The sequence below is a fragment of the Streptomyces sp. NPDC091272 genome (genome assembly GCF_044757485.1).
In the GTDB taxonomy this organism is placed as follows: domain Bacteria; phylum Actinomycetota; class Actinomycetes; order Streptomycetales; family Streptomycetaceae; genus Streptomyces.
Genome location: NZ_JBIVVC010000001.1, coordinates 780,933 through 805,607, shown reverse-complemented (window position 1 = coordinate 805,607; position 24,675 = coordinate 780,933). Strand labels below are relative to the sequence as shown.

Below are 24,675 nucleotides of genomic sequence, written 5' to 3'. Positions count from 1 at the left end.
CTACCCCCGATCTTCGTCATCAGCATTCCCGCGCCCCGCGGAAGCGAAAGCGCGCCGGGCCCCGCCCGGGGGGGGGGGGGGGGGGGCGCCGGGGGGGGGGGGGGGGGGGGGGGGGGGGCCCCCCCAGGGCAGAGCCTCGCCCGCCCATCGCCTTCGTCACGCGCCGTCCGTCAGGAGGGCAGTTCCTTCAGCTGGATGTCGCGGAACGACACCTGGTCGTCGGCCCCGTGGTTCTGGAGGCCGAAGTAGCCGTCCTTCAGGCTGCGTTCCGGATCGGTGTTGGTGAAGTCGTTGACCTTTGCCCCGTTGAGGAAGATCTGCAGACGTTCGCCCTGGACGCGGATCTCATAGCTGTTCCACTGGCCCGGCGGGCGCAGCACCCGGTCGCGTTCCTTCACGTTCGCCGACTTGAAGGAGTAGACGGATCCGGTGGTGCGGTCCGGTGCGTCGGTGGCGTCGATCTGGATCTCGTAGCCCTTGTTGACGGCCGACCAGGGGTCGTCGGAGGCCGGGAAGCCCACGAAGACACCGGAGTTGTCGTCACCGGACATCTTCCAGTCCAGCTTCAGGGAGTACGACTTGAACTCCTTGGCCTGGTACCAGAGGAGGCCCATGCCACCGTCGGAGCGCAGTTCGCCGTCGACGACGTCGAACTTGCCGGGCCCGGCCTGCTTGAAGCCTTCGAGCGTCTTGCCGTTGAAGAGCGGCCGGTAGCCGGTCTGCGGCTTGCAGTCGGCCTTGACCTGTCCGGCCGCGTAGCGCAGTCCGCCCAACAGGTGCTGACGGAAAGCCGGTTCGGCGTACGACTCCTTGGTGTGGCCGCTTCCGGTGTAGAAGGATCGGCCTCCCTCGTAGGTCTGGCACCAGGCGATCGGGTGGTCGCCCTTCATGGTGCCGCCGTTGTAGGTCGTCTCGTCGAGCGTGGCGAGGACGCGGGCCTTGGCACGGGGGTTGGTGCGGTAGTTGTACCACTCGTCGGTGCGCTCGACGGACTCGCCGTAGTGCGCGGTCGAGGGGTGGGTGTGGTCCTCGAACCGGGTGGTGGCCTTCTGGATCTGCGGGTGGGAGGCGAAGTACGCGCCGACCAGGCCGCCGTAGAAGGGCCATTCGTACTCGGTGTCGGCAGCGGCGTGGACGCCGACGTAGCCGCCGCCGGTGCGGATGTAGTTCTCGAAGGCCTTCTGCTGGTCGGTGTTCAGGACCTCACCGGTGGTCGACATGAAGACCACGGCGTCGTACCTGGCGAGGTTGCTGGTGGTGAACTGGGCCGCCTCCTCGGTGGAGTCGACGGTGATGTTGCTGGTCCTCCCCAGTTCCTTCAGCGCGGCGACACCCTCGGGGATCGAGTCGTGCCGGAAGCCGCCGGTCTTGGAGAAGACCAGGACCCGCTTGGCCGTCCTGTCGACCGGGGTGTTCGACAGCTCGAAGTCGTCGAGGTCGTAGAGTGCGCCCGCGCCGGTTCCGCCCTTGAAGACCAGGAAGAGTTCGGTGGTCTGCTTGGGGACGTTGCGCAGCGGTACGTCGACGTCCTGGAAGGTCTCCCAGCCGCCGGTCACCGGGATCGGCGCGGAACCGAGGATCGGTCCCTTCGCGGACCCGGTGCGTACCTCCAGGAAGCCGCCCGCGCCGCCGGAGGAGACGCGTGCCGTGAGCTTGGTGGTGCCGGTGAGGTTGTAGGGCTTGAAGGAGATCCAGTCGTCGTTGTCGATGTCGCCGACGGTCTTGCCGCCGCGGGCCGGAGCCTTGTCGTAGACCTTGATCCCCGACTGGCCGTTGAAGTGCTCGGCCTGCCGGTGCCTGGGCTGGAGCTGGGCCTGGTCGTGGCTGGTCAGCGGGGCCTGGCCGCCACCACCGGCGTCCGTGTACTCGGCGTCGAAGACTCCGAAGATGTTGGCGTTGGGGTCGTGCCCGCCGTCGGACGAGGTCTTGATGGTGCCGGAGCAGCCGTTGGCCGAGGTGATCGGGTGGCCGTGGCTGTCATGGCCCAGGATGTAGGTGACCTTGACCTTCGCGCAGTCGATCGGCTTGCCGCCGGCGCCGTCCTCGGCATCGCTCACCTTCACCTTGAAGGGGATCTCGTCCCCGAAGGTGAACAGCGTTCCCTCGGCGGGCAGTTCCAGCGTCACCTTGGGTGCGGTGTTGCCGACCACGACGTGCGCGCTCGCCGAACCGGTGCGGCCCGTCGGGTCCTTCGCCGTCACGGTCGCGGTGTACGTGCCGTTCTTCTTGTACGTGTGGGTGGGGTTGGCCTCCGTCGATGCGGGCGTGCCGTCACCGAAGTCCCAGCTGTACGTGAGCGCGTCGCCGTCGTCGTCCGTGGTGCCGGCCGAGGAGAACGTGACCTTCAGCGGCGCGGTGCCCGAGGTCTTGTTCGCTGCGGCGACGGCGACCGGGGAGCGTCCGCCGGTGGCGTTCTCGATGCGGTAGAGGCCGCTGTTCTCGTCGCCGCCGAACCACGCGGTGCCGTAGTCGAGGACGTACAGCGCGCCGTCGGGGCCGAAGGCGCTGTCCATGACCTGGGTGCCGGTCCACGGGAACGGGTTGATCTTCTGGACGGTGCCGTCCTCGCCCTGCTCGATCCGCTTGATCCAGCGGCGGCCGAACTCGGTGGCGAAGAAGTCGCCGTCGTAGGCCTCGGGGAACTTCACCGGGGAGTCGAGGGCCGCGTCGTAACGGTAGACCGGGCCGCCCATCGGGGACTCGGAGCCGGTGCCGAACTCGGGGACGGAGTCGCCGTCGTAGGGGATCCAGGCGGCCTGGGCCGGCGGGAGGTCCACGAGGCCGGTGTTGTGCGGCGATTCGTTCTTCGGGGCCGCGCAGTCGAAGGCGGCGCCGGAGGTCTTCGTCGCGAAGTCGTAGTCGACGTAAGGCTGGTTGTCGCCGGTGCAGAACGGCCAGCCGAAGTTGCCCGGCTTGGTCACCCGGGCGAACTCGACCTGGCCCGCGGGTCCGCGCTTGGGGTCGGCGGCGCCTGCGTCCGGGCCGTAGTCACCGACGTAGAGGATGCCGGTCTTCTTGTCGACACTGAAGCGGAAGGGGTTGCGGAAGCCCATCGCGTAGATCTCGGGCCGGGTCTTGTCCGTGCCGGGGGCGAAGAGGTTGCCCCCGGGGACGGTGTAGGAGCCGTCGTCGGCCACCTTGATACGGATGATCTTGCCGCGCAGGTCGTTGGTGTTGCCCGCGGAGCGGCGGGCGTCGAACGCGGGGTTGCGGTCCGGGCGTTCGTCGATCGGCGTGAAGCCGTCGGAGGCGAAGGGATTGGAGTCGTCGCCGGTGGAGAGGTAGAGGTTTCCCTGGGCGTCGAAGTCGATGTCACCGCCGACGTGGCAGCACATCCCGCGGGTCGCGGGGATGTCGATGACCTTCTTCTCGCTGGCGTTGTCCAGGGTGCCGTCGGCCTTGAGGACGAAGCGGGAGAGCCGGTTCACCCCGTCGAACTTGGCGAAGTCGGCGGCGGTGCCGTTCTCGGGGGCGTCGCCCGCGGGGGTGTCCAGGGGCGGGGCGTAGTAGAGGTACACCGCGCGGTTCTGGGCGAAGCCCGGGTCCAGCGCGATGCCCTGGAGGCCTTCTTCGTCGTGTGAGTACACGGGGATCTTGCCGACCACCCGGGTGTTGCCCGCGGCGTCCGTGGCCCGGAGTTCGCCGCTGCGGGAGGTGTGCAGGACCGTGCGGTCCGGGAGGACGGCGAGGGACATCGGCTCGCCGGTCTCCTCGCCGCCCTTGGCCAGGGTGACCTGCTGGAAGTCCTCGGCCGCCGCGGCCTTGGGCTCGGCGGGCGCGGGCTGTGCCGCGGCGAGCTGGGGGGCCGTGAAGGCGAACGAGGTGGCGGCGAGAAGGCTGCCGGTGAGGAGGGCCAGGGAGCGGCGGGCCCGGTGGGTGGACCCGGGGTGGGGCCGGGTTCTGAAGCGCTTTCTGTGCACGGGGTCCTCCGGAGTGGATGGACGGGCGGGTGCGGTGGAGCGCGGTGCGTGGGCGGGTGCGGTGGGACGCGGTGCGGGTCAGGTGCGGGTGCGGGTGCGGGTGCGGGTGATGTGCGCCCGTGCGCCGGGGTGGTGGGCGTGGGGCCGCGGTGCGGTCGTGCGACCTATGGCATGTACATGTGGTGGACGGTAGCTCCGTTTGTACGGGGCGGAAAGGGCTTGCGCAGCAAAGAGTTGCCGCTTTGGCCTGGGGGTGGACAAAGCGGGAGGGGCCCACGCGCCTGCGCAGGACGGGCCCCTCCCCTGCCCCTAGTCCGCGCCCCCTCCGAACGCCGCGTCGAACGACGCGCTCGGCGGGTCGAAGTCGAACCGCTTCAGATGGGTCAGGGCTTCGGGCGCCCCGGCCAGGCGGTCCATGCCCGCGTCCTCCCACTCCACCGAGACCGGTCCCTCGTAGTCGATCGAACGGAGCATCCGGAAGACGTCCTCCCACGGCACATCGCCGTGGCCGGCCGACACGAAGTCCCAGCCCCTGCGCGGGTCGCCCCACGGCAGGTGCGAGCCGAGGCGGCCGTTGCGGCCGTCCAGGCGGGTGCGGGCCTCCTTGCAGTCCACGTGGTAGATCCGGTCGCGGAAGTCGTACAGGAACCCGACCGGGTCGAGGTCCTGCCAGACGAAGTGCGAGGGGTCGAAGTTCAGACCGAAGGCCGGCCGGTGACCGACCGCTTCGAGGGCGCGGTGCGTCGACCAGTAGTCGTACGCGATCTCGCTGGGGTGCACCTCGTGGGCGAAGCGGACGCCCTCCGCGTCGAAGACGTCCAGGACGGGGTTCCAGCGCTCGGCGAAGTCCTCGTAACCCCGCTCCACCATGTGCTCGGGGACCGGCGGGAACATCGCCACCAGGTGCCAGATCGACGATCCGGTGAAGCCGACGACCGTACGGACCCCGAAGGCGGCGGCGGCCCGCGCCGTGTCGGCCATCTCGGCCGCCGCCCGGCGCCGCACACCCTCCGGTTCACCGTCGCCCCAGATGCGCGGCGGCAGGATCGCCTGGTGGCGTTCGTCGATGATGCTGTCGCAGACGGCCTGTCCGACCAGGTGGTTGGAGACGGCCCAGCACTTCAGTCCGTACTTGTCCAGCAGGGCGTGCCGTGAGTCCAGGTAGGAGGGGTCGGTCAGGGCCTTGTCCACCTCGAAGTGATCGCCCCAGCAGGCGAGTTCGAGGCCGTCGTAGCCGAAGTCACGTGCGTACGCGCAGACCTGCTCCAGTGGGAGGTCCGCCCACTGGCCGGTGAAGAGGGTGAAGGGGCGTGGCATGGCAGGGCCTCCTGATCAGCGCGGGACGGGCGTGTAGACGGCGTTCTTCTGCGCGCTCTCCTCCACCGCTGCCAGCACCCGCTGCACCTGGAGGCCGTCCGCGAACGACGGTTGCGGGTCGTTCCCGGTGGCGATGGCTTCGAGCAGGTCACGGGCCTGGTGGACGAAGGTGTGCTCGTAGCCGAGCGGGTGGCCCGGCGGCCACCACGCCTTGAGGTAGGGATGCTCGGGCTCGGTGACGAGGATGCGCCGGAACCCGGCCGACTGGGCCGGCTCGGTGTGGTCGTGGAAGGAGAGCTCGTTGAGGCGCTCCAGGTCGAAGGCCAACGAGCCGTGCTCACCGTTGAGTTCGACCCGGAGCGAGTTCTTGCGGCCGGCCGCCATCCGGGTGGCCTCGAAGGAGGCGAGGGCGCCGGAGGCGAGCCGCCCGGTGAAGAGCGCGGCGTCGTCGACGGTCACCTCGCCCCGGGATTCCGGCCCGTCCGCATCCAGCAGGGGCCGGGAGCGTACGAACGTCTCGGTCTGCGCGGACACCCCTGCCACCTGCTCCCCCGTCAGGTACTGCACGAGGTCGACGATGTGCGCGCCCAGGTCACCCAGGGCCCCCGAGCCCGCCCGGTCCCGCTGGAGCCGCCAGGTCAGCGGGGACAGCGGGTCGACCAGCCAGTCCTGCAGATAGGCGACCCGCACATGGCGCAGCGCGCCGATCCTGCCCTCGGCGACGAGGGTTCGGGCGTACGAGAGGGCGGGGACGCGACGGTAGTTGAAACCGACCATCGACATCTGTCCGCGTGAGCGCGCCAGTCGGGCGGCGGAGAGCATGGCCTCCGCCTCTTCGACCGTGTTGGCGAGCGGCTTCTCGCACAGGACGTGCTTGCCCGCCTCCAACGCCGCGATCGCGATCTCCGCATGGCTGTCGCCGGGGGTGCAGATGTCGACGATGTGCACGTCGTCCCTGGCGATCAAGGCGCGCCAGTCGGTCTCGGCCGCCGCCCAGCCGTGCCGGTCGGCCATCGCCTGGACGGCTGCGCGGTCACGGCCGCAGACCGCTGCCAGGGCCGGGCGTGCGGGCAGGTCGAAGACCCGGCCCACGGTGCGCCACCCCTGGGAGTGGGCGGCGCCCATGAAGGCGTAGCCGACCATGCCGACGCCGAGCGTGGGGGGTTCGGTTTCTTCCATCCGGGTCTCTCCTTGTCCGTCGTCGTCCGTGGTCCTTCGCCCGAAGGCGTGGTGCGCGGTGCTCAGCTGAAGCCCTGCGGCAGGTACTGGTCGACGTTCTCCTTGGTCACGACCGCCGAGTAGAGGGTCACCGAGGCGGGGATCTCCAGCTCGGCCATGCCGCCGACGCCCTTGCCCTGGCCCAGCGCCCGCGCCAGGTCGATGGCGGAGGCGGACATGGTCGGCGGGTAGAGCACCGTCGCCTTGAGGACGCCCTTGTCGGCCTTGATCGCGTCCATGGCGGCCTTGGCCCCGGCGCCACCGACCATCAGGAAGTCCTTGCGGCCCGCCTGCGCGATGGCGCGCAGCGCGCCCACCCCCTGGTCGTCGTCGTGGTTCCAGAGGGCGTCGAACTGAGACTGCGCCTGGAGGAGTTGGGCCATCTTGGCCTGGCCCGACTCCACCGTGAAATCGGCGGACTGGCGCGCCACCTTCTTGATGTTCGGGTAGTTCTTGAGGGCGTCGTCGAAGCCCTGGGTGCGCAGTTTGGTCAGTTCCAGACTGTCGACCCCGGCGAGTTCGATCACCTTGGCGTTCGGCTTGTCCTTGAGCTGTTCGCCGATGTAGTGGCCGGCGTTGAGGCCCATGCCGTAGTTGTCGCCGCCGACGTAGCACCGGAGTGCCTGCTGGGAGGCGAAGACCCGGTCCAGGTTGACGACGGGGATGCCTGCCTTCATGGCGGCGAGGCCGACCTGGGTGAGCGCCTTGCCGTCGGTGGGCAGGATGACCAGGACGTCGACCTTCTTGTTGATGAGGGTCTGGATCTGGCCGATCTGGGTGGCGGTGTCGTTGGAGCCCTCGGTGATGTCGAGGGTGACGTCCGAGTACTTCTTGGCACGCTCGCGGGCGTTCACGTTGATCGCGTTGAGCCAGCCGTGGTCGGCCTGCGGCCCGGCGAACCCGATGGTGACCTTCTTGCCGGGCTTGTCGTCGGCGGCCGGCTGGTTGTTGGTGGCCTGAGAGTCCTTGCCCGCGGGCTCGTTGCTGGTGCACGCGGTGAGGAAGGCGGTCGCGGAGACCGCGGCGCCGCCGAAGAGGATGCCTCTGCGGCTGGTTCCCCTGCTGGTTCCTGAGTTTTGTGGCATGACGGTGGGGCCCTTCGGCTCGGTGGGACGGCAGGTTGCTGCGGGTGGCGCGGGATGTGAGTGAGGCGTGTTACGGGTGGCGCTCACTGCGGTGGGGCGGGTGTGAAGGGGGGCGGATCAGGTGCCTTCGCCGCGGACGTCGCCGGTCAAGTGCCTTCGCCGCGCACGCCGCCGGTCAAGTGCCTTCGCCTCGTACGGTGCGGCGCTGGACCAGGACGGCGGCGACGATGATCGCGCCCTTGGCGATCTGCTGGACGTCGCTCTGGAGGTTGTTGAGGGCGAAGATGTTGGTGATCGTCGTGAAGACGAGGACACCGAGCACCGAGCCGACGATGGTGCCGCGCCCGCCGGTGAGCAGAGTGCCGCCGATGATCGCGGCGGCGATGGCGTCGAGCTCGTACAGGTTGCCGTTGGTGTTCTGGCCCGAACCAGACAGGACGATCAGCATGAAGGCGGCGATACCGCAGCACAGGCCGGACAGCAGGTACAGGTAGAGCCGCTGGCGGCGGACGTCGATGCCGGCGAGCCGGGCGGCCTCCGCGTTCCCGCCGACCGCGACGGTGCGGCGGCCGAAGGTGGTGCGGTTGAGCACCAGCCAGCCGATCACGGTGACTAGCGCGAACACCAGAACCAACGGCGGGATGCCGAGGACGTAGGAGTCGGGCACGCCGAGGTCGAGCACCGACTCCACGGTGACGATCTGGGTCCTGCCGTCGGTGAGCTGGAGGGCCAGGCCGCGCGCCGAGGCGAGCATGGCGAGGGTGGCGATGAAGGGCACCAACTGGCCGTAGGCGATGAGCAGTCCGTTGACCAGGCCGCAGGCCGTACCGACGATCACCGCCGTGAACAGGATGCCGACGAAGCCGAACTCCTGGGTGGCGAGCGTCGTCGCCCAGACGGAGGCGAGGGCGACGATCGCGCCGACGGAGAGGTCGATGCCGCCGCTGGTGATGACGAAGGTCACGCCGACGGTGACGACACCGATCACCGAGGCCTGGGTCAGCACGAGTTGCAGGTTCCCGGTGTCCAGGAACTGATCGGGCTTGGTGATGCCGCCGACCACGATCAGTGCGGCGAGCACTCCCAGCAGGGAGAGGTTACGGACGTCCAGGCGCAGCCCGAAGGCCCGCCGTCCGCCCTGCTGCGGGGGTGACTTGATGTCCTGGTGCGGCTTGACGCCGGACGCGTCGGTGACGTCGGACTGCGTCATGAGGCGGGACTCCCTTCCATCACGAGGTCGAGTACACGGTGTTCGTCGAGTTCGTGCGCGGGGGCGGTGTGCACGAGGCGCCCTTCGCGCAGGACCAGCACCCGGTCCGCGAGTCCGAGCACCTCGGGTACCTCACTGGAGACGAGGAGTACGGCGAGGCCTTCGTCCGCGAGACGGCGGATCACCGCGTACAGCTCGGCGCGTGCGCCGACGTCGACACCGCGGGTGGGTTCGTCCAGGAGCAGGACCCGGCAGCCACGCAGCAGCCAGCGCGCGAGCACGGCCTTCTGCTGGTTGCCCCCGGACAGGGTGCGGATCCGGGCGTCGGGGTTGTCGGGGCGCAAGGAGAGTTCACGGGTGGCGCGTTGGGCAGCCGCACGTTCGGCGGCCCGGTCCACCCAGCCGCCTCGGGAGAACCGGGAGAGAGTCGAGACCGAGACGTTGTTGGTCACCGATTCGAGCATCAGCAGCCCCTGCGCCTTGCGCTCCTCGGGCGCCAGCCCGATGCCCGCACGGACAGCGGCTCGTACGCTCCCGGTACGCAACCGCACCCCGTCCACGGTGACTTGACCTGCGGTCGGCTTGCGCGCTCCGTAGATCGTCTCCAGGATCTCGGACCGGCCGGAGCCGACGAGCCCGGCGAGACCGACGATCTCCCCGGGCCGGACGTCCAGGTCGAGTGCCTCGAACTCGCCCTCCCTGCACAGCCCTTGTACGCGCAGTACGGGTTGTGGCAGCGCCGCGTCCGGGAGTGTGTCGACGGGCTGGGGACGGCGTTCGGGGAAGACGTACTCGACGTTCCGCCCGGTCATCAGCGCGACGATGTCGCGGGTGGGGGTGGAGTGGGCGGGGAGCCCGACGGCCACCGCGCGGCCGTCCTTGAGGACGGTGACGCGGTCACCGATGCGGCGGATCTCCTCCAGCCGGTGCGAGATGTAGACGACGGCGACCCCGTCGGCGGTGAGTGAGGCCACGATCCGGAAGAGGTTGTCCACCTCGTCGGGGTCCAGGGCCGCCGACGGCTCGTCCATGACGATCAGGCGCACGTCGTGGGAGAGGGCGCGCGCCATCGACACGATCTGCTGCTGGGCTGCGGACAGCGAACCGACGAGCCGGCCCGCGTCGATCTCGGGGTGACCCAGCCGCGCCAGGAGCGCGGTCGCCGCGGAGCGTGCCGCCCGGCCCCGTACGACAAACCCGGCGGTGGTCGGTTCGTGGCCGAGGAAGACGTTCTCGGCCACCGACAGGCCCTCCACCAGGTCGAGTTCCTGGTAGATGGTGGCGATGCCCAGCCGCATGGCGGCTATCGGCGATTTCAGGGCGACGCTCTCGCCGGCCCAGGTGATCTGTCCGCCGTCGGGCTGGTGGGCGCCGGCGAGCACCTTGATGAGGGTGGACTTGCCCGCGCCGTTCTGTCCGAGGAGGCAGTGCACCTCACCCGGCAGGACCTCCAGGTCGACGCCGTCGAGGGCGCGGACACCGGGGAAGGACTTGGTGATGGCGGACATCGTGAGGAGGGGGCCGGACGCCGGTGCGGCGAGGGGCGCTGACTGGGTGCTGCCGGTCGTGGTCGCCGGTGCGCCCGCGGGTGCGGTCCCGCCGGGTACCGGGGGGCCGTCCGGCGGGGGCGCCGGTGGAGGTGCGTGCTCTGGTGCCATGACGATTCCCCTCGGCGGATGCGGCCGTGAGCGGACAGGGCTGTGCCAGGTACGGGGCGCGCGGGACGCGGGCCGTGGGGCACGGGTGGTGCGCAAGAGGCGTGGTAAGGGAGGCTTGGTGCGGGGTACGGAGGCGTGGGCTTTACGAGTGGTGCCGGATACGCGTGACGCGGGGCCGTGGGTCAGGCCGGGGAGAAGACGTGGTCGCTGATCAGGCGGGCGGCGCCGATGACGCCTGCCGCCGGGCCCAGCTCGCCCAGGACAATGGGAAGGTTGCCGGTCGCCAGGGGCAGTGACTGGCGGTAGACCTGGGTGCGGACGCTGGCGAGCAGGTTGTGGCCGAGGCCGGTCACCCCGCCGCCGATCACCACCAGGCCGGGGTTGAAGAAGCTGACCAGCCCGGCGATGACCTGGCCGACCCGGTTCCCGCCCTCGCGGATGAGCGCCAGCGAGGTGGCGTCGCCGGCGGCGGCCGCCGCGGCCACGTCGGCCGCGGTCAGCCGTCCGGCCGCGTCGAGGCGACCGGCGAGTTCCTCGGAGTGGCCCGCGTGGGCGGCGGACTCGGCGTCGCGGGCCAGTGCCGCTCCGCTGAAGTGGGCTTCCAGGCAACCCTTGTTGCCACAGGCGCAGGGGCGACCGTCCGGCTCGACCTGAATGTGCCCGATGTCGCCCGCGCTGCCCGTCGTTCCGCGGTAGACCTCCCCCGCCACCACGATCCCGCAGCCGATACCGGTGCCGATCTTGACGCAGAGGAAGTCTCCGACGGAGCGGGCGACGCCCGCGTGCTGCTCCCCCATCGCCATCAGGTTCACGTCGTTGTCCACCATGACGGGGCAGCCCAGTTCCTGGCTGAGCGCCTCGCGGACCGGGAAGCCGTCCCAGCCGGGCATGATCGGCGGGGCGACGGGGACGCCCTCGGGGAACCGGACCGGGCCCGGCACCCCGATGCCCGCGCCGTCGAAGCCCTCCGCGATGCCGGAGGCCTTCAGCTTGGCGGCCATGGCGAGGGCCTGTTCGAAAACGGCGACCGGCCCTTCGCGTACGTCCATGGGGTGGTTGAGGTGTCCCAGAACCTCCAACTCGGCGTTGGTGACGGCGACATCGATCGAGGTGGCGCCGATGTCGACGCCGAGGAAGCGCAGGCCGGGCGCGAGCCGGATGTTGTGCGAGCGCCGGCCGCCGCGCGAGGCGGCGAGCCCGTCGGCGACGACGAGCCCGGTCTCCAGCAGCCGGTCGACCTCGACCGCGAGCTTGGACCGCGACAGGTCGACCTGGTCACCCAGCTGAGCACGGGAGTTGGGGCCGCCGTCGCGCAGCAGGCGGAGCAGTCGCGCCTGGTGCGCGTTCGCGGGTCGAGCCGTCATGCGCCTCACGTGCCCCTCCTGCCTTATCGGCCTGCCTCGTGCGCCGCCTGGCCGAGTGGCCGGGGCGGGCTTTGGAGGGGAACGTAGCAGCGGCTGCCGGGGGTGGGAAGAAGTTGCGCCAGAATCGGGGGCAACTTTCTCCACCGCGAGGACAAAGGAGTGGGGCTTGTCCGGGAATGACACAGCGTGAGGCTTGTCCAGGAATGGCCCGCCACCGGACGGGAACCCGACGACCATGAACTTGACGGAGCATCACATCACGGTGGCCGCCGGGAAGTTGATCAAACACACCGGCGTCCTGTGGCAGGACATCCTGCTGCAGGTCTGCTTCTACGCCGGTATCTTCGGCCTGCTCATCTGGTTCGCGTGGTGGTGGCAGGAACGCAGACACGGGGTCCGTGGCGCTGCCGAGAAGTACCGCGCCCTCGGACGGCGGATGCGGACCCGGCGCATCCTCGCGGCGGCTTCGATGGTGGCCGCCCTGGTGCAGATCGGTTTCGGGATCGCCCTCGCGGCGGCAGGCGACAAGGGCGGTGACGGCACGGCTCTGCTGGTGTTCGGCGGGGTTCCCGCCCTCGCCTGGCTGATCGTCCTGCCGCTCTGCCGGCCGCTCCCCCGCCCCGCCGACGACCGGTCGGTCAAGCACGCCCCGACCAGGGCAGAGCCGTGGGACGACGTCTCGTACGCGCACCTGCCCGACGACATTCCCCGCCGGGGCCGGGGGGCCTAGGGGCAGCGCACGACCTGCCCCGCGTACGACAGGTTGCCGCCGAACCCGAACAGCAGCACCGGGGCGCCGGAGCGGATCTCGCCGCGCTCCACCAGCTTGGAGAAGGCCATCGGAATGCTCGCCGCCGAGGTGTTGCCCGAGTCGACGACATCGCGGGCGATCACCGCGTTGACCGCGCCGATGCGCTGGGCGAGCGGCTCGATCAGCCGGAGGTTGGCCTGGTGCAGGACGACTCCCGCGAGTTCCTCGGGGGTGACCCCGGCGCGCTCGCAGACCTTGCGGGCGATCGGCGGGAGCTGGGTGGTGGCCCAGCGGTACACGGACTGGCCCACCTGCGCGAAGCGCGGGGGCGTGCCCTCGATCAGTACCGCGTGGCCCATCTCGGGCAGGGAGCCCCACAGCACGGGGCCGATCGCCCCCGCCTGCTCCCCGGCGAAGCCCCCGTCCGCCGCCTCGGTGGCCTCCACGACCGCGGCGCCCGCACCGTCCCCGACCAGCACACAGGTGGAACGGTCGGACCAGTCGGTGACCTCGGTCATCTTGTCGGCGCCGATGACCAGCGCCCTGGTCGCGGAACCTGCCCGTACCGCGTGGTCCGCGGTGGCCAGCGCGTGGGTGAACCCCGAGCAGACGACGTTGAGGTCCATGACGGCGGGCGAGGCCATGGCGAGGCGGGCAGCCACCCGGGCCGCCATGTTCGGCGAGCGGTCGATGGCCGTGGAGGTGGCCACCAGCACCAGGTCGATGTCGGCGGGGGTGAGCCCGGCGGAGGCGAGCGCCTTGGCCCCGGCGTGCGCGGCGAGCTCGTCGACCGGCTCGTCGGGCCCCGCGACGTGCCGGGTTCTGATACCGACCCGGCTGGTGATCCATTCGTCGCTGGTGTCGACCAGCTTCGCCAGGTCTTCGTTGTTCAGCACCTTGGCCGGCTGGTAATGCCCGAGCGCAACGATCCGTGAACCGGTCATGCGGCGCCTCCACCCCTCATTGCGGACAGTCGGAGCGACCCAGTCTTCTTTGTGACCCACCGGTACGAGGATGCGTGAATCAACAGCATTCGCCACCCGGACTTTGGAGCTTCCCGCCCACCCCACGGACAATGACCTTCACTTTCGTCGCTCTCCTCACTCTCGGGCAGGACTGGTTCACCATGGGCAGGGTCACCGCACGCCGTCGTGTCATCCGCATCAGGGACGGCGCCGTCTCCACGCGTGCGGACACGCTGGTGGCGGAGGAGCCGCTGGAGATCAGGCTCAACGGGAAACCGCTGGCCATCACGATGCGCACACCGGGCGACGACTTCGCGCTGGCCGCGGGCTTCCTGGTCAGCGAGGGTGTGCTCGGTGACGGTCGGGAGGTCGCGAACATCGTCTACTGCGCGGGGGCCCAGGAGGACGGTGCCAATTCCTACAACGTGGTGGACGTCAGGTTGGTTCCCGGGACTCCGGTCCCCGACATCACCCTGGAACGCAATGTCTACACGACCTCCTCGTGCGGCCTGTGCGGCAAGGCCAGTCTGGACGCCGTCCGTACGCAGGCGCGCTTCCCGATCGCCGACGTCCCCCCGGTGCGGGTGTCGCCCGGACTGCTGTCCACGCTGCCGGACCGGCTGCGCGAGGCCCAGCAGGTGTTCGACAAGACGGGCGGGCTGCACGCCGCCGCGCTGTTCTCCGACACCGGGGAGCTGCTCGACGTACGGGAGGACGTGGGGCGGCACAACGCGGTGGACAAACTGGTGGGACGGGCGCTGACGGACGGCAGGCTGCCGCTGTCGCGGACGATCCTGCTGGTTTCCGGGCGGGCGTCGTTCGAGCTGGCCCAGAAGGCGGTGATGGCGGGGATCCCGTTCCTGGCGGCGGTCTCCGCGCCGTCGTCACTGGCCGTGGACCTGGCCGCGGAGACGGGCCTGACGCTGGTCGGCTTCCTGCGCGGACCGCACATGAACGTGTACGCGGGCGAGGAAAGGATCCTCCTGCCCTAGGGGTGCTCGTTCGGACCGTGTTCTTCGTGGCGGCGGTGCGGCAGGTCCGCCGCGGCCGGCCCCTGGATCCGCGTCCCCCTACCTCGTCGAGTTGCGGCTCTCCACAGGTGCCGGGAAGAACTGGAGTTCCAGCGTCGCGGGCGGCTCCGCGACACCGGGGCCGCCCGCAGCGACCCAGGTCAGGATCTCGTCCGTGGCGTCGTCGTCGAGCGCCCAGCCGACCCAGGCCGCCCGGCCGCCCCTGCGGCGCCCCTCGGTGGACGGCTGGACCACCACGACGTTGGCCTGTCCGCAGGGACCGAGGCAGTCGCTCGTACGGACCATCAGACGGCCGCCCGACCTGGCAGCGGCCTCGCGCAGCCGGGCGAGCTGGCCCGCGTGGTCGGTGCCGGGGTGCTTGCCGGGGTCGCCGCAGCAACAGCCCCGGCACACGGTCAGGGCGCAGGGACGGGAACCGAAGCTACGTATCGCGGACGTCACCCGGCGATCTTGCCAGCCACGGGTGCGGAGCGCGTTGACGGGTCCCGCACACCGTCCGGAGCGTCGTCCGCGGTCACGTCCCCGGCACGCCTGCGGGCGATCACCGCACACACCATCAGCTGCATCTGGTGGAAGAGCATCAGAGGAAGCACCGCCAGACTCGCGTGTGCCCCGAACAGTACGGTCGCCATCGGCAGTCCCGCCGCGAGGCTCTTCTTCGAGCCGGCGAACTGGATCGCCACCCGGTCCGCCCTCGCGAACCCCAGCCGCTTCGACCCGTACCAGGTCAGCCCCAGCATCACCGCGAGCAGTACCGCCTCCACCCCGAGCAGCGCCACCAGCCGGGCCGCGGAGACCTGCTGCCAGATGCCCTGCACCATGCCGGCGCTGAAGGCCGCGTACACGACGAGCAGTATCGAGCCGCGGTCGAAGTAGCTCAGCCCCTTCTTGTGCCGGGCGACCGGGCCGCCGATCCAGCGGCGCAGCAACTGCCCCGCCAGGAACGGCACCAGGAGCTGGAGCACGATCTTGAGCAGCGAGTCCATGGAGAACCCGGCCGAGCCCCCGCTGATCAGCAGGGCTGCGAGGAGCGGGGTGAGGACGATGCCGATGATGCTGGAGAAGGACCCGGCACAGATCGCGGCGGCGACGTTGCCCCGGGCGATCGAGGTGAAGGTGATCGAGGACTGGATCGTCGAGGGCACCAGGCACAGGAAGAGGAAGCCGTTGTAGAGCTCGGGTGTGAGGATCTGCGGTACCAGGGCCCGGCCCGCCAGGCCCAGCAGCGGAAAGGCCACGAAGGTGGCTGCCAGCACCGTGAGGTGCAGCCGCCAGTGCCTCAGGCCCTCCACCGTCTCCGCCGTCGAGAGCCGCGTCCCGTACAGGAAGAACAGGAACGCGACCGCTCCCGTTGTGACGCGGCCCAGCACCGTCGCGGCCGGGCCCGAGGCCGGCAGCAGGGTGGCGAGGACGACAGTGGCGACCAGCGCCAGGATGTATCCGTCGACGGGCAGCCAGGACGGCAGCTTGAGGCGGTTCATGGTGGCCATGCTCCCCGCCCGCACCCCGATCGGGAAACACGTACACCGTGCTGACTGTTATCGCGCTGCGCGATGGCCCACGCGGTGACCTGCACGCTAGCGTCGTTCCGTATGTACGAACCCACGCATCTGCGCACCTTCCTCGCGGTGGCCCAGACCCTGAGCTTCACCCAGGCCGCCCGGCGTCTCGGGCTGCGTCAGTCCACGGTCAGCCAGCATGTGCGGCGGCTGGAGGACGAGGCCGGGAGGCGGCTTTTCGTACGGGACACCCATCGGGTCTCGCTCACCGAGGACGGCGAGGCGATGCTCGGTTTCGCCAGGACGATCCTGGCCGCGCACGAGCGGGCGGCGGCCTGGTTCACCGGCACGAAGCTGCGCGGGCGGCTGCGGTTCGGGGCGTCCGAGGACTTCGTGCTGACGCGGCTGCCCGAGATCCTCGAAGCGTTCCGGCGCGACCACCCGGAGGTCGATCTGGAACTGACCGTCGAACTCTCGGGGATCCTGCACCGGCAGCTGGAGAGCGGCCGGCACGACCTGGTGCTGGCGAAGCGGCGGCCGGACGACACGCACGGGGAGCTGGTCTGGCGGGACGCCCTGACGTGGATCGGCGCACCGGAGCTACGGCTGGACCCGGACCGTCCCGTTCCGCTGATTCTGTTCCCGCCGCCCGCGATCACGCGGGCGCGCGCACTGGAGGTGCTGGAGGCGCACGGGAGGCCGTGGCGGATCGCGTGCACGAGCGGCAGCCTGAGCGGGCTGGTCGCGGCGGCGCGGGCTGGGCTCGGGGTGCTGGCGCACACCCGGGGGCTGGTCCCGCCGGGGCTGGTGCGGGTGCCGGCGCGCAGCGGTCTGCCGGACCTCGGCCCGGTCGACTTCGTGCTGCGGCACGGGCGGCGCAGACCCGGGGCCCAGGAGGCGGCGGACGCACTGGCCGCGGCGGTACTGGCGGGGGCGGACCGGTTGCACAGGGAGGTGTGAGGCGGGCGGGGGTCGGCCGTGCGCCGGGAGGGGGTCGGCGGGCGGGGGCCCGGTGCGTAGGGGATTCGGCGGGCGGGGGTCCCCCGTGCGTAGGGGGTGCGGCGGGCCCGGCGAGAGCCCCCTGGCCGGTGCGGGGCCGGGGTCCCGGCGCGGGCCCGTAGCTGCCCGGTGGGTGCTGCGTACAGATTCCGTGGAGATTGGGCTCGGCCGGACTTACCCGGAAGTAAGGTCGCCGTCCGAGCCTCTCCCGCGCGGTGGCGCATTGGGGTACCGTCACCGGCGCCGTGCGGAGCGTCACAAGGAGCAGGTCATTGCGCGAGTTCACTGTCCCACCCATGGCTGCGTCTCCTCAGGTCGGCGGTCTGGCGGACGTCGTGTTCAGTCATGCCGACGAGGATCCGCACCGGGTCGCGATGGGCCGCAGGACCGCGGACGGCCGCTGGCAGGACGTGAGCGCGGCGGGCTTCCGTGACGAGGTGCTGGCGCTCGCGAAGGGCTTGCTCGCCCACGGCGTACGGTTCGGCGACCGCGTCGCGATCATGTCCCGTACCCGGTACGAGTGGACGCTGTTCGACTTCGCGCTCTGGGCGGTCGGCGCACAGCCCGTGCCGGTCTACCCGACCGCCTCCACCGAGCAGGTCTTCTGGACCCTGCACGACGCGGAGGTGGTGGCGTGCGTCGTCGAGCACGAGGACCACGCGATGACGGTTGCCTCGGTGATCGACCGGCTGCCGCAGCTCCAGCGGCTGTGGCAGCTGGACACGGACGCGGTCGGCGAGCTCGTCGCGGCCGGTGCGCAGGTGGACGACGACGTGGTGCACCGCCACCGCCGCGCGGTCACGCCCGACTCGGTCGCCACGGTCATCTACACCTCGGGCACCACCGGGCGCCCCAAGGGCTGTGTCCTGACGCACGCGAACTTCATGACCGAGACGGACACCGTGATAGCCCGCTGGGAGCCGGTCTTCCGCTCCTCCCCCGGCGACGAGGCGTCCACCCTGCTCTTCCTGCCCCTCGCGCATGTCTTCGGCCGCATGGTGGAGGTGGCGGCGGTGCGCGGCAGGGTGAAGCTGGGCCACCAGCCCGCCATGTCCGCCAGGGAACTGCTGCCCGACCTGGCGGCCTTCCGGCCGACCTTCATCCTGGCCGTGCCGTACATCTTCGAGAAGGTCTACCACGCGGCGCGGCGCAAGGCGGAGGCCGCGGGAAAGGCGGGCGTCTTCGACAAGGCGGTGGAGCTGGCCGTGCGTTATGCGGAAGCCGTCGAGCACAAGGCCTTCGGGACCGGACCCGGCCCTTCCGCCGCACTGCGGATGCAGCACCAGCTGTACGACAAGCTGGTCTACGGCAAGGTGCGCGAGGCGATGGGCGGGCGGGTGCGGCACGCCATGTCCGGGGGCTCGGCGATGGAACGGCGGCTCGGGCTGTTCTTCGCGGGCGCGGGCGTCACCATCTTCGAGGGCTACGGACTGACGGAGTCGACGGCCGCTGCGACCGCCAACCCGCCGGAACGCACCCGGTTCGGCACGGTGGGTCTCCCGCTGCCCGGCACGACCGTGCACATCGCCGACGACGGGGAGATATGGCTGCACGGCGGGCACGTCTTCGCGGGCTACCTCAACGACCCGGTGGCGAGCAGGGCCGTCCTGCACGACGGATGGCTGTCCACCGGCGACATCGGGGCGCTCGACGAGGACGGTTACCTGACGATCACCGGCCGGAAGAAGGAGATCCTGGTGACGTCGGGCGGCAAGAGCGTGTCGCCGACGGGCCTGGAGGAGCGGGTGCGCGCGCATCCGCTGGTCGCCCAGTGCATAGTCGTCGGCAACGACAGACCGTACGTGGCGGCGCTGGTCACCCTCGATCTGGAGGCGATCGACCACTGGCTGGCGATGCACGACAAGCAGCCCATGGCACCGAAGGACGTGGTGCGCGACCCGGACCTGGAGATGGAGGTCAGACGGTCGGTGGTGGCGGCGAACACACTGGTCTCGCAGGCCGAGTCCATCCGGACGTTCCGGATCCTGGCCCACCAGTTCACCGAGGAACAGGGCCTTCTCACACCGTCGCTCAAGCTGAAGCGGAAGGCGATCGAGAAGGCGTACGAGGCGGAGGTGAACGCCCTCTACCGGTAAGGAGCGATGTCCAGGACGTCGCTCCTTACCTGCCACTCCCCGGAACGCTCAGCGGGGCTTTCGCGCCTCGATCAGGAAGCGGGCGGTGTACGCGACGAACGGGCCGTCCCGCCGGATCTGTTCGTCCAGCTCCCGCAGCCGGTCCCGGTACTTCTCCACCGTGAAGCCCGGCACCATCCAGATCACCTTCCGCAGGAAGTAGACGACTGCCCCGACGTCGAAGAATTCGGTCCGCAGGGACTCCGACCGGAGGTCGACGACCTCCAGCCCGGCGGCCTCCGCCTCCTGACGCGCCGTTTCCGGTCGGCGGCCCAGCCTCGCCTCCGGCTGCGGGCCGAGGAAGTACTCGACGAGCTCGAAGACACTGGCCGGGCCGACGTGCTGGGAGAGGTACGTGCCGCCGGGCGCGAGCACCCGGGCGATCTCCGCCCACCACGCCTTCACCGGGTGCCTGCTGGTGACCAGGCCGAAGGCTCCGTCGGCGAACGGCAGCGGCGGCTCGTCCGCGTCGGCGACGACCACGGCGCCCAGCGGGTGCAGCAGCCGCGTCGCCCGGCTGACGTTCGGCGGCCAGGACTCGGTGGCGACCGTCACCGGGGGAAACTTCGGCGCGCCGGCGAGCACTTCGCCACCACCGGTCTGGATGTCGAGCGCGGCCGAAGCGGTGGCCAGCCGCTCGCCCATCAGCCGCTGGTACCCCCAGGAGGGCCGCTGCTCGGTGGCCCGGCCGTCGAGCCAGGAGAAGTCCCAGCCGTCGACGGACACCGCCTCGGCCTCGGCGATCAGCTCGTCAAAAGTACGGTCTGCAGTCATATGCGGATGATCTACGTAAACACCGGAAAAGGCCACCGCGTTTTTGCCGACCGGTGCCCGGGCCGGGAATGCGGACCCCACTGCGATCGTTGCAACCGGGGAAGTCCCGACGACGTAAGGATCGTTTTCCCGTGAGCAAGGTCCCCTCCCTGACCCTCAACAACGGCGTCGAAATGCCACAGCTCGGATTCGGCGTCTGGCAGGTGCCGGACGAAGAGGCCACGGCAGCGGTGAGCACGGCCCTGGAGGCCGGCTACCGGAGCATCGACACCGCGGCGGTCTACCACAACGAGGAGGGCACCGGCCGCGCGCTCGCCTCCTCCGGGATCGCCCGTGACGAGCTGTTCGTCACCACCAAGCTGTGGAACGACATGCAGGGGTACGACTCCGCCCTGCGCGCCTTCGACACATCGCTCGGCAAGCTGGGTCTGGATTACGTCGACCTCTACCTGATCCACTGGCCGGCCCCGGGCCAGGGTGCCTTCGTGGACACCTTCAGGGCCTTCGAGAAGATTCTCGCGGACGGCCGCGCCAGGGCGATCGGCGTCTCCAACTTCCTTCCGGAGCACCTGGAGACGCTGCTCGCCGAAACCTCGGTCGTTCCGGCGGTCAACCAGATCGAGCTGCACCCCCAGCTTCAGCAGGGCGAGTTGCGCACGTTCCACGCGGGGCGTTCGATCGCCACCGAGGCCTGGTCGCCGCTCGGCCAGGGCAAGGGCCTGCTGGAGGTTCCCACGGTCGTGGCCGTGGCCCGCAAGCACGGCAAGACCCCTGCCCAGGCAGTACTGCGCTGGCACCTCCAGCTCGGCAACGTGGTGATTCCGAAGTCCGTGACCCCGTCGCGGATCGCGGAGAACATCGACGTCTTCGACTTCGAGCTGGACGCCGACGACATGGCGGCCTTCGCGGCCCTGGACGAGGGCAAGCGACTGGGCTCCGACCCGGCGGTCGTCGGCGCGTAGCGGCGATCCGGGGACTTCCGGACACGCGCGGGGCGGCGCGTAGCAGCGTCCCGGGGACTTCCGGACACGCGCGGGGCGGCGCGTAAGCAGCATCCCGGGGACTTCCGGACACCCAACGGGCCGCCGCGCGAGCTGCGCGGCGGCCCGACGCCCGTCCCCCGCCGGTCCACGGACCGGGCGCAAGATCGCCGTACACTCGTATCCCTGGCTTGCTGCATCCCCGGCTGCTCCGCGCGGCCCTCGACCCACCTGCCGGAGAGGCACTTCCGTGACGCACACCGGTGAGGCGAACCCCACTCCCGCGGGCACCTTCCTGCTGCGCAACGTCGGCAGCGGGCTGCTGCTGGAGGTGCGCGACGGGGCGAAGGGCAGCGGGGCCCCCGTCCAGCAGGGCAAGGAGACCGGGGCCGCCGCCCAGCGGTGGACCCTGACCCCGGTGCACGAAGGCAGCGGCCTGCACCACGTGGTCAATCTCGCCAGTGGCAAGCGGCTGGACGTGGCGGGCGCCAAGCTGGAGAACGGCGTACGCGTCCAGCAGTGGTCGCCCAACAACTTCGGCGCCCAGGAGTGGATCGTCGAGCGGCACCCGGACGCGCCGGGGCGGATCAGCCTGGTGAGCTGGATCAGTGGGCTGCTCCTCGAAGTGGCGGACCGCAGCACAACCGAGGGTGCCCGGGTCCAGCAGTGGGAGGACACCGACTCACCTTTCCAGTGGTGGCAGTTGGAGCCAGCTCCGGCCAACTGACCGCTTTTTGGGCGCGGTTACCGCCCGCGTCGGTGCCATGTTTCGACAAAAACCCTTGCCCCCCGCACCCACCCCTCCAAGAATGCCCCTGACATTCGTCACTGGAGGGGATCCCGCATGCACAAGCCTTACCTCGGTGCACTGCTCGCACTGACGCTCCTGGGAGCCGGCGCGGCGCCCGCGATCGCGGCCACCGGTCAGGACACCGCCGCGACCACCCCGCAGTCCGCCCGGTCGGCGGCCGCGCAGAGCCTCACGGCGGCCGAACACCGGACGAAGGCGGTCGACTTCGCCGGTTCGGTCGCCCTCAGCAACTGTTCGGGGTCCGTGGTGCGAATGCCGCAGTCACGGCCGGACGACCCGGCCCTGGTCCTCTCCAACGGCCACTGCATCACCGAGCAGGACATGCCGGGCGCGGGTGAGGTCGTCGTGGACCTGCCGTCGAGCAGGACCTTCGCCCTGCTGAACGCGAAGGCGGAGCAGGTCGCCACCCTGACCGCGAGCAGGCTGGCGTACGCGACGATGACCGACACGGACATCTCCCTCTACCGGCTGACCAGCACGTACGCCCAGATCAAGAAGGCCTACGGGATCAAGGCCCTGGAGCTGAACACCGAGCACCCGAGGCAGGGGCGGGCCATCACGGTCGTCTCCGGGTACTGGAAGAAGACGTACGGCTGCGCGGTCGACGGTTTCGTGCACCGGCTGAAGGAGGGCGACTGGACCTGGAAGGACTCGCTGCGGTACACCGCCGCCTGCCAGACCATCGGCGGCACCTCCGGCTCCCCGGTGATCGACAACCGCACCGGCAAGGTCGTCGCGGTCAACAACACCGGCAACGAGGACGGCGAACGCTGCACCCTCAACAACCCGTGCGAGGTGGACCGGCACGGCAAGGTGACCGTACGTCAGGGCATCAACTACGCCCAGCAGACGTACGGCATCGCACGGTGCGTCTCGCGTGACAGCGAGGTGGACCTGGACCGCCGGGGCTGCCGACTGCCGCAGCCGGCCGCCAAGCCCTGACCTCTCCTCACGAGTCGCGGCGCGCGGAGCACAGAGTGCGGCGCCCGCCCCGCGCGCCGCGACACTCACAGCAACCTCACAGGTGCCCTCTTGTCCGGCGCGAGGAATCGCCGAACAATGCCCATGACAAACCGGGGTCGACCAGCCCCGGTCACATAAGGCACTGAGGGGACCCCCACATGAAGAAGCCTCTCGTCGGCGCTTTCCTCGCCACCCTGCTCGTCGGGGCAGGCGCGGTACCCGCGTTCGCGGCCACGAGCCAGGACGCGGCGCCGACAGCAACGAGGACGGCCACGGCGCCCGTGACGAACACGTCAACGGGCGTCAAGGCCAAGGCGGTTGACTTCGCGGGAACGGTGGCACTGAGCAACTGTTCCGGTTCGGTCGTGCGCACGGCCGCCTCGCAGCCGAACGACCCGGCCCTGGTGATGTCCAACGGACACTGCCTGGAGACCGGCTTCCCCGCCGCGGGCCAGGTCATCGTCAACCGGGCCTCGACCCGGACCTTCTCGCTGCTCAACGGCGCGGCCCAGAAGGTCGGCACGCTCAGGGCCAGCAAGATCGCCTACGGCACGATGACCGACACGGACGTCTCGCTGTACCAACTGACCAGCACGTACGCCCAGATACAGAGCCAGTACGGGATCAAGGCACTGGAACTCAGCGCGGCTCGGCCCGCGCAGGGCTCGGCGATCACCGTGGTGTCCGGGTACTGGAAGCAGACCTACAGCTGCAACGTCGACGGGTTCGCCTACCGCCTCAAGGAGGGCGCCTGGACCTGGAAGGACTCGGTGCGCTACACGTCCGCCTGCCAGACCATCGGCGGCACCTCGGGCTCCCCGGTGCTCGACACCGGTACCGGCAAGGTCGTCGCGGTCAACAACACCGGCAACGAGGACGGCGGACGCTGCACGGACAACAACCCGTGCGAGGTCGACCAGGCAGGCAAGGTGACGGTACGTCAGGGCATTAACTACGGCCAGCAGACGTACAACATGGTGCCGTGCATCGTGGCAGGCAGCAAGATCGACCTGACCCGTCCCGGCTGCGCGCTCCCGAAGCCCTGACACCCGTGCACGCCTGACCGGAACACCGTGCACACCTGGGCCGACGCCGGCCCCTGCACACCTGGGCCGACGCCGGCCCGTGCACACCTGACCGACGCCGGCCCGCGGCAGCCCGTTCTTGGGCTTCGCGGGTCGGCGTCGCCGCGTCCCCAGGGGGCGGCGGTGGCCGGTCTACGCGCCCTGGCGTCCAGTGCCGCCTTCCTTGCGCAGCGCGAGGACCCGGTAGACCGGATCTGCCCGCCGCAGGTCAGGCTCCGGCAGCGCACGGAGTTCCCGCGCCACCTGCTCCCCCGCCGCCCGGCCCGCCAGGAACCACGATGCGAACTTCCCGCCGACAAGGGTCTCCGCCGCGCCCCGCGGGGTGCGACCCTGGCCGTGGCCGGTGAAGTACGCCTCCCCGTACGGCTCCAGGCCGCCCGCCGCCGCGTACGCCGCTACGAGGTCCGCCCGGTCGGTGGCCCCTCGGTCGTCCCGCCACGGAGCCAGCACCCGGTCGATGTCGCTGCCCACGTCGTGCGCCGCGTCCTTGTCCACCGTCGTGACGAGCACCCCGCCGGGCCGCAGCACCCGCGCCGCCTCTCCGACGACACGGCGCGCGGTCGCCGGGTCCACCAGGTGCAGCAGCCACACCGCGCTCACCGCGTCGAACGAGGCGGCCCCGAAGGGGAGCCGGGCCGCGTCCGCGAGGACGACGGAGTCCCGGCCGAGCCGATCGGCGGCCTTGCGCAGCATCCCGTGCGCCGCGTCTGCGCCCCTGACCCGCAGCCCGGCTCCCGCGGCGGCCAGCCGAGCCGTGACGATGCCGGTGCCGCAGCCCACGTCCAGCAGCGCTCGGGCACCTGCGGGCAGCAGGCCGAGCACCGCAGCTGCGGCGGCCTTCGCGCGGGGCTCGCCGCCCCTCGTCCCGTCGTAGAGCGCGGCCTCGGCGTCGTAATCGAGCAGCATGGAC

20 protein-coding genes are annotated in these 24,675 nt (G+C 70.6%); 8 read left to right on the top strand and 12 right to left on the bottom strand.

The window, feature by feature from the left end; translation table 11 throughout:
- Nucleotides 1-170: 170 nt before the first annotated feature.
- The 7 genes from ACIQM4_RS03310 to ACIQM4_RS03280 form a co-directional block, all read right to left on the bottom strand.
- Nucleotides 171-3,920, bottom strand: coding sequence for a ThuA domain-containing protein (locus tag ACIQM4_RS03310; RefSeq protein ID WP_401585255.1), 3,750 nt, complete (start codon nt 3,918-3,920; stop codon nt 171-173).
- 309 nt (nt 3,921-4,229) lie between these two features.
- Nucleotides 4,230-5,237 carry a sugar phosphate isomerase/epimerase family protein gene (locus tag ACIQM4_RS03305; protein ID WP_401585253.1) on the bottom strand — a complete coding sequence of 336 codons (1,008 nt, stop codon included), beginning with the start codon at nt 5,235-5,237 and terminating at the stop codon, nt 4,230-4,232.
- A 15-nt stretch (nt 5,238-5,252) separates the two neighbouring features.
- Nucleotides 5,253-6,416 (bottom strand): Gfo/Idh/MocA family protein, encoded by a 1,164-nt coding sequence (locus ACIQM4_RS03300; RefSeq protein WP_401585250.1) that lies wholly within the window; start codon nt 6,414-6,416, stop codon nt 5,253-5,255.
- Between the two features lie 62 nt (nt 6,417-6,478).
- Entirely contained in the window at nt 6,479-7,540 is a 1,062-nt protein-coding gene (locus tag ACIQM4_RS03295; RefSeq protein WP_401585248.1) for a substrate-binding domain-containing protein, read from the bottom strand.
- Between the two features lie 175 nt (nt 7,541-7,715).
- On the bottom strand, nt 7,716-8,750 hold the full coding sequence (locus ACIQM4_RS03290; protein WP_401585245.1) for an ABC transporter permease: 1,035 nt from the start codon (nt 8,748-8,750) through the stop codon (nt 7,716-7,718).
- Nucleotides 8,747-10,258 (bottom strand): sugar ABC transporter ATP-binding protein, encoded by a 1,512-nt coding sequence (locus tag ACIQM4_RS03285; RefSeq protein ID WP_401585242.1) that lies wholly within the window; start codon nt 10,256-10,258, stop codon nt 8,747-8,749. The genes ACIQM4_RS03290 and ACIQM4_RS03285 overlap by 4 nt, the downstream gene beginning before the upstream one ends.
- 332 nt (nt 10,259-10,590) lie before the next feature.
- The gene (locus ACIQM4_RS03280; protein ID WP_401585240.1) at nt 10,591-11,772 is read right to left on the bottom strand and encodes an ROK family protein; all 1,182 of its coding nucleotides are present in this window, start codon (nt 11,770-11,772) and stop codon (nt 10,591-10,593) included.
- Nucleotides 11,773-12,007: 235 nt separating this feature from the next.
- On the opposite strand from ACIQM4_RS03280, the gene ACIQM4_RS03275 reads away from it, so the two are divergent.
- Nucleotides 12,008-12,502 carry a hypothetical protein gene (locus ACIQM4_RS03275; protein ID WP_401585238.1) on the top strand — a complete coding sequence of 165 codons (495 nt, stop codon included), beginning with the start codon at nt 12,008-12,010 and terminating at the stop codon, nt 12,500-12,502.
- On the opposite strand, the gene ACIQM4_RS03270 is transcribed toward ACIQM4_RS03275, so the two are convergent.
- Nucleotides 12,499-13,467 carry a beta-ketoacyl-ACP synthase III gene (locus tag ACIQM4_RS03270; RefSeq protein WP_401585235.1) on the bottom strand — a complete coding sequence of 323 codons (969 nt, stop codon included), beginning with the start codon at nt 13,465-13,467 and terminating at the stop codon, nt 12,499-12,501. The two genes, ACIQM4_RS03275 and ACIQM4_RS03270, sit on opposite strands and share 4 nt — an antisense overlap.
- 182 nt (nt 13,468-13,649) lie before the next feature.
- On the opposite strand from ACIQM4_RS03270, the gene fdhD reads away from it, so the two are divergent.
- Nucleotides 13,650-14,480 (top strand): formate dehydrogenase accessory sulfurtransferase FdhD, encoded by an 831-nt coding sequence (fdhD, locus tag ACIQM4_RS03265; RefSeq protein WP_401586089.1) that lies wholly within the window; start codon nt 13,650-13,652, stop codon nt 14,478-14,480.
- Between the two features lie 78 nt (nt 14,481-14,558).
- Here fdhD and ACIQM4_RS03260 read toward each other — a convergent pair whose 3' ends face one another.
- Both ACIQM4_RS03260 and ACIQM4_RS03255 read right to left on the bottom strand, forming a co-directional pair.
- Nucleotides 14,559-14,960 carry a (2Fe-2S) ferredoxin domain-containing protein gene (locus ACIQM4_RS03260; RefSeq protein WP_401585232.1) on the bottom strand — a complete coding sequence of 134 codons (402 nt, stop codon included), beginning with the start codon at nt 14,958-14,960 and terminating at the stop codon, nt 14,559-14,561.
- Nucleotides 14,957-16,000 carry a bile acid:sodium symporter family protein gene (locus ACIQM4_RS03255; RefSeq protein ID WP_401585229.1) on the bottom strand — a complete coding sequence of 348 codons (1,044 nt, stop codon included), beginning with the start codon at nt 15,998-16,000 and terminating at the stop codon, nt 14,957-14,959. Before ACIQM4_RS03255 ends, ACIQM4_RS03260 begins: the two co-directional genes overlap by 4 nt.
- A gap of 111 nt (nt 16,001-16,111) precedes the next feature.
- Between ACIQM4_RS03255 and ACIQM4_RS03250 the strand changes: the two genes are divergently transcribed.
- Both ACIQM4_RS03250 and ACIQM4_RS03245 read left to right on the top strand, forming a co-directional pair.
- Nucleotides 16,112-16,978 (top strand): LysR substrate-binding domain-containing protein, encoded by an 867-nt coding sequence (locus ACIQM4_RS03250; protein WP_401585227.1) that lies wholly within the window; start codon nt 16,112-16,114, stop codon nt 16,976-16,978.
- A gap of 335 nt (nt 16,979-17,313) precedes the next feature.
- On the top strand, nt 17,314-19,113 hold the full coding sequence (locus ACIQM4_RS03245) for an AMP-dependent synthetase/ligase (RefSeq protein ID WP_401585225.1): 1,800 nt from the start codon (nt 17,314-17,316) through the stop codon (nt 19,111-19,113).
- 48 nt (nt 19,114-19,161) lie between these two features.
- On the opposite strand, the gene ACIQM4_RS03240 is transcribed toward ACIQM4_RS03245, so the two are convergent.
- Nucleotides 19,162-19,926, bottom strand: a complete 765-nt coding sequence (locus ACIQM4_RS03240; protein ID WP_401585222.1) for a class I SAM-dependent methyltransferase — start codon at nt 19,924-19,926, stop codon at nt 19,162-19,164.
- A 131-nt stretch (nt 19,927-20,057) separates the two neighbouring features.
- Here ACIQM4_RS03240 and ACIQM4_RS03235 point away from each other — a divergent pair, with 131 nt between their 5' ends.
- The 4 genes from ACIQM4_RS03235 to ACIQM4_RS03220 all read left to right on the top strand — a co-directional run bounded on the left by ACIQM4_RS03235 (nt 20,058) and on the right by ACIQM4_RS03220 (nt 23,726).
- Nucleotides 20,058-20,888, top strand: coding sequence for an aldo/keto reductase (locus ACIQM4_RS03235; protein WP_401585220.1), 831 nt, complete (start codon nt 20,058-20,060; stop codon nt 20,886-20,888).
- 268 nt (nt 20,889-21,156) lie between these two features.
- Entirely contained in the window at nt 21,157-21,633 is a 477-nt protein-coding gene (locus ACIQM4_RS03230) for an RICIN domain-containing protein (protein ID WP_401585217.1), read from the top strand.
- A 117-nt stretch (nt 21,634-21,750) separates the two neighbouring features.
- Nucleotides 21,751-22,659, top strand: coding sequence for a serine protease (locus ACIQM4_RS03225; protein WP_401585215.1), 909 nt, complete (start codon nt 21,751-21,753; stop codon nt 22,657-22,659).
- Between the two features lie 179 nt (nt 22,660-22,838).
- Nucleotides 22,839-23,726, top strand: a complete 888-nt coding sequence (locus tag ACIQM4_RS03220; RefSeq protein WP_401585212.1) for a serine protease — start codon at nt 22,839-22,841, stop codon at nt 23,724-23,726.
- Between the two features lie 171 nt (nt 23,727-23,897).
- On the opposite strand, the gene ACIQM4_RS03215 is transcribed toward ACIQM4_RS03220, so the two are convergent.
- Nucleotides 23,898-24,668 (bottom strand): class I SAM-dependent methyltransferase, encoded by a 771-nt coding sequence (locus ACIQM4_RS03215; RefSeq protein ID WP_401586086.1) that lies wholly within the window; start codon nt 24,666-24,668, stop codon nt 23,898-23,900.
- Nucleotides 24,669-24,675 lie beyond the last annotated feature (7 nt).

Bases quoted from the DNA above. Each gene is read 5' to 3' on its own strand.
- ACIQM4_RS03305 (WP_401585253.1), bottom strand. From the start codon at position 5,237: ATGCCACGCCCCTTCACCCTCTTCACCGGCCAGTGGGCGGACCTCCCA.
- ACIQM4_RS03300 (WP_401585250.1), bottom strand. From the start codon at position 6,416: ATGGAAGAAACCGAACCCCCCACGCTCGGCGTCGGCATGGTCGGCTAC.
- ACIQM4_RS03295 (WP_401585248.1), bottom strand. From the start codon at position 7,540: ATGCCACAAAACTCAGGAACCAGCAGGGGAACCAGCCGCAGAGGCATC.
- ACIQM4_RS03290 (WP_401585245.1), bottom strand. From the start codon at position 8,750: ATGACGCAGTCCGACGTCACCGACGCGTCCGGCGTCAAGCCGCACCAG.
- ACIQM4_RS03285 (WP_401585242.1), bottom strand. From the start codon at position 10,258: ATGTCCGCCATCACCAAGTCCTTCCCCGGTGTCCGCGCCCTCGACGGC.
- ACIQM4_RS03280 (WP_401585240.1), bottom strand. From the start codon at position 11,772: ATGACGGCTCGACCCGCGAACGCGCACCAGGCGCGACTGCTCCGCCTG.
- ACIQM4_RS03275 (WP_401585238.1), top strand. From the start codon at position 12,008: ATGAACTTGACGGAGCATCACATCACGGTGGCCGCCGGGAAGTTGATC.
- ACIQM4_RS03270 (WP_401585235.1), bottom strand. From the start codon at position 13,467: ATGACCGGTTCACGGATCGTTGCGCTCGGGCATTACCAGCCGGCCAAG.
- fdhD (WP_401586089.1), top strand. From the start codon at position 13,650: ATGGGCAGGGTCACCGCACGCCGTCGTGTCATCCGCATCAGGGACGGC.
- ACIQM4_RS03255 (WP_401585229.1), bottom strand. From the start codon at position 16,000: ATGAACCGCCTCAAGCTGCCGTCCTGGCTGCCCGTCGACGGATACATC.
- ACIQM4_RS03250 (WP_401585227.1), top strand. From the start codon at position 16,112: ATGTACGAACCCACGCATCTGCGCACCTTCCTCGCGGTGGCCCAGACC.
- ACIQM4_RS03245 (WP_401585225.1), top strand. From the start codon at position 17,314: ATGGCTGCGTCTCCTCAGGTCGGCGGTCTGGCGGACGTCGTGTTCAGT.
- ACIQM4_RS03240 (WP_401585222.1), bottom strand. From the start codon at position 19,926: ATGACTGCAGACCGTACTTTTGACGAGCTGATCGCCGAGGCCGAGGCG.
- ACIQM4_RS03225 (WP_401585215.1), top strand. From the start codon at position 21,751: ATGCACAAGCCTTACCTCGGTGCACTGCTCGCACTGACGCTCCTGGGA.
- ACIQM4_RS03220 (WP_401585212.1), top strand. From the start codon at position 22,839: ATGAAGAAGCCTCTCGTCGGCGCTTTCCTCGCCACCCTGCTCGTCGGG.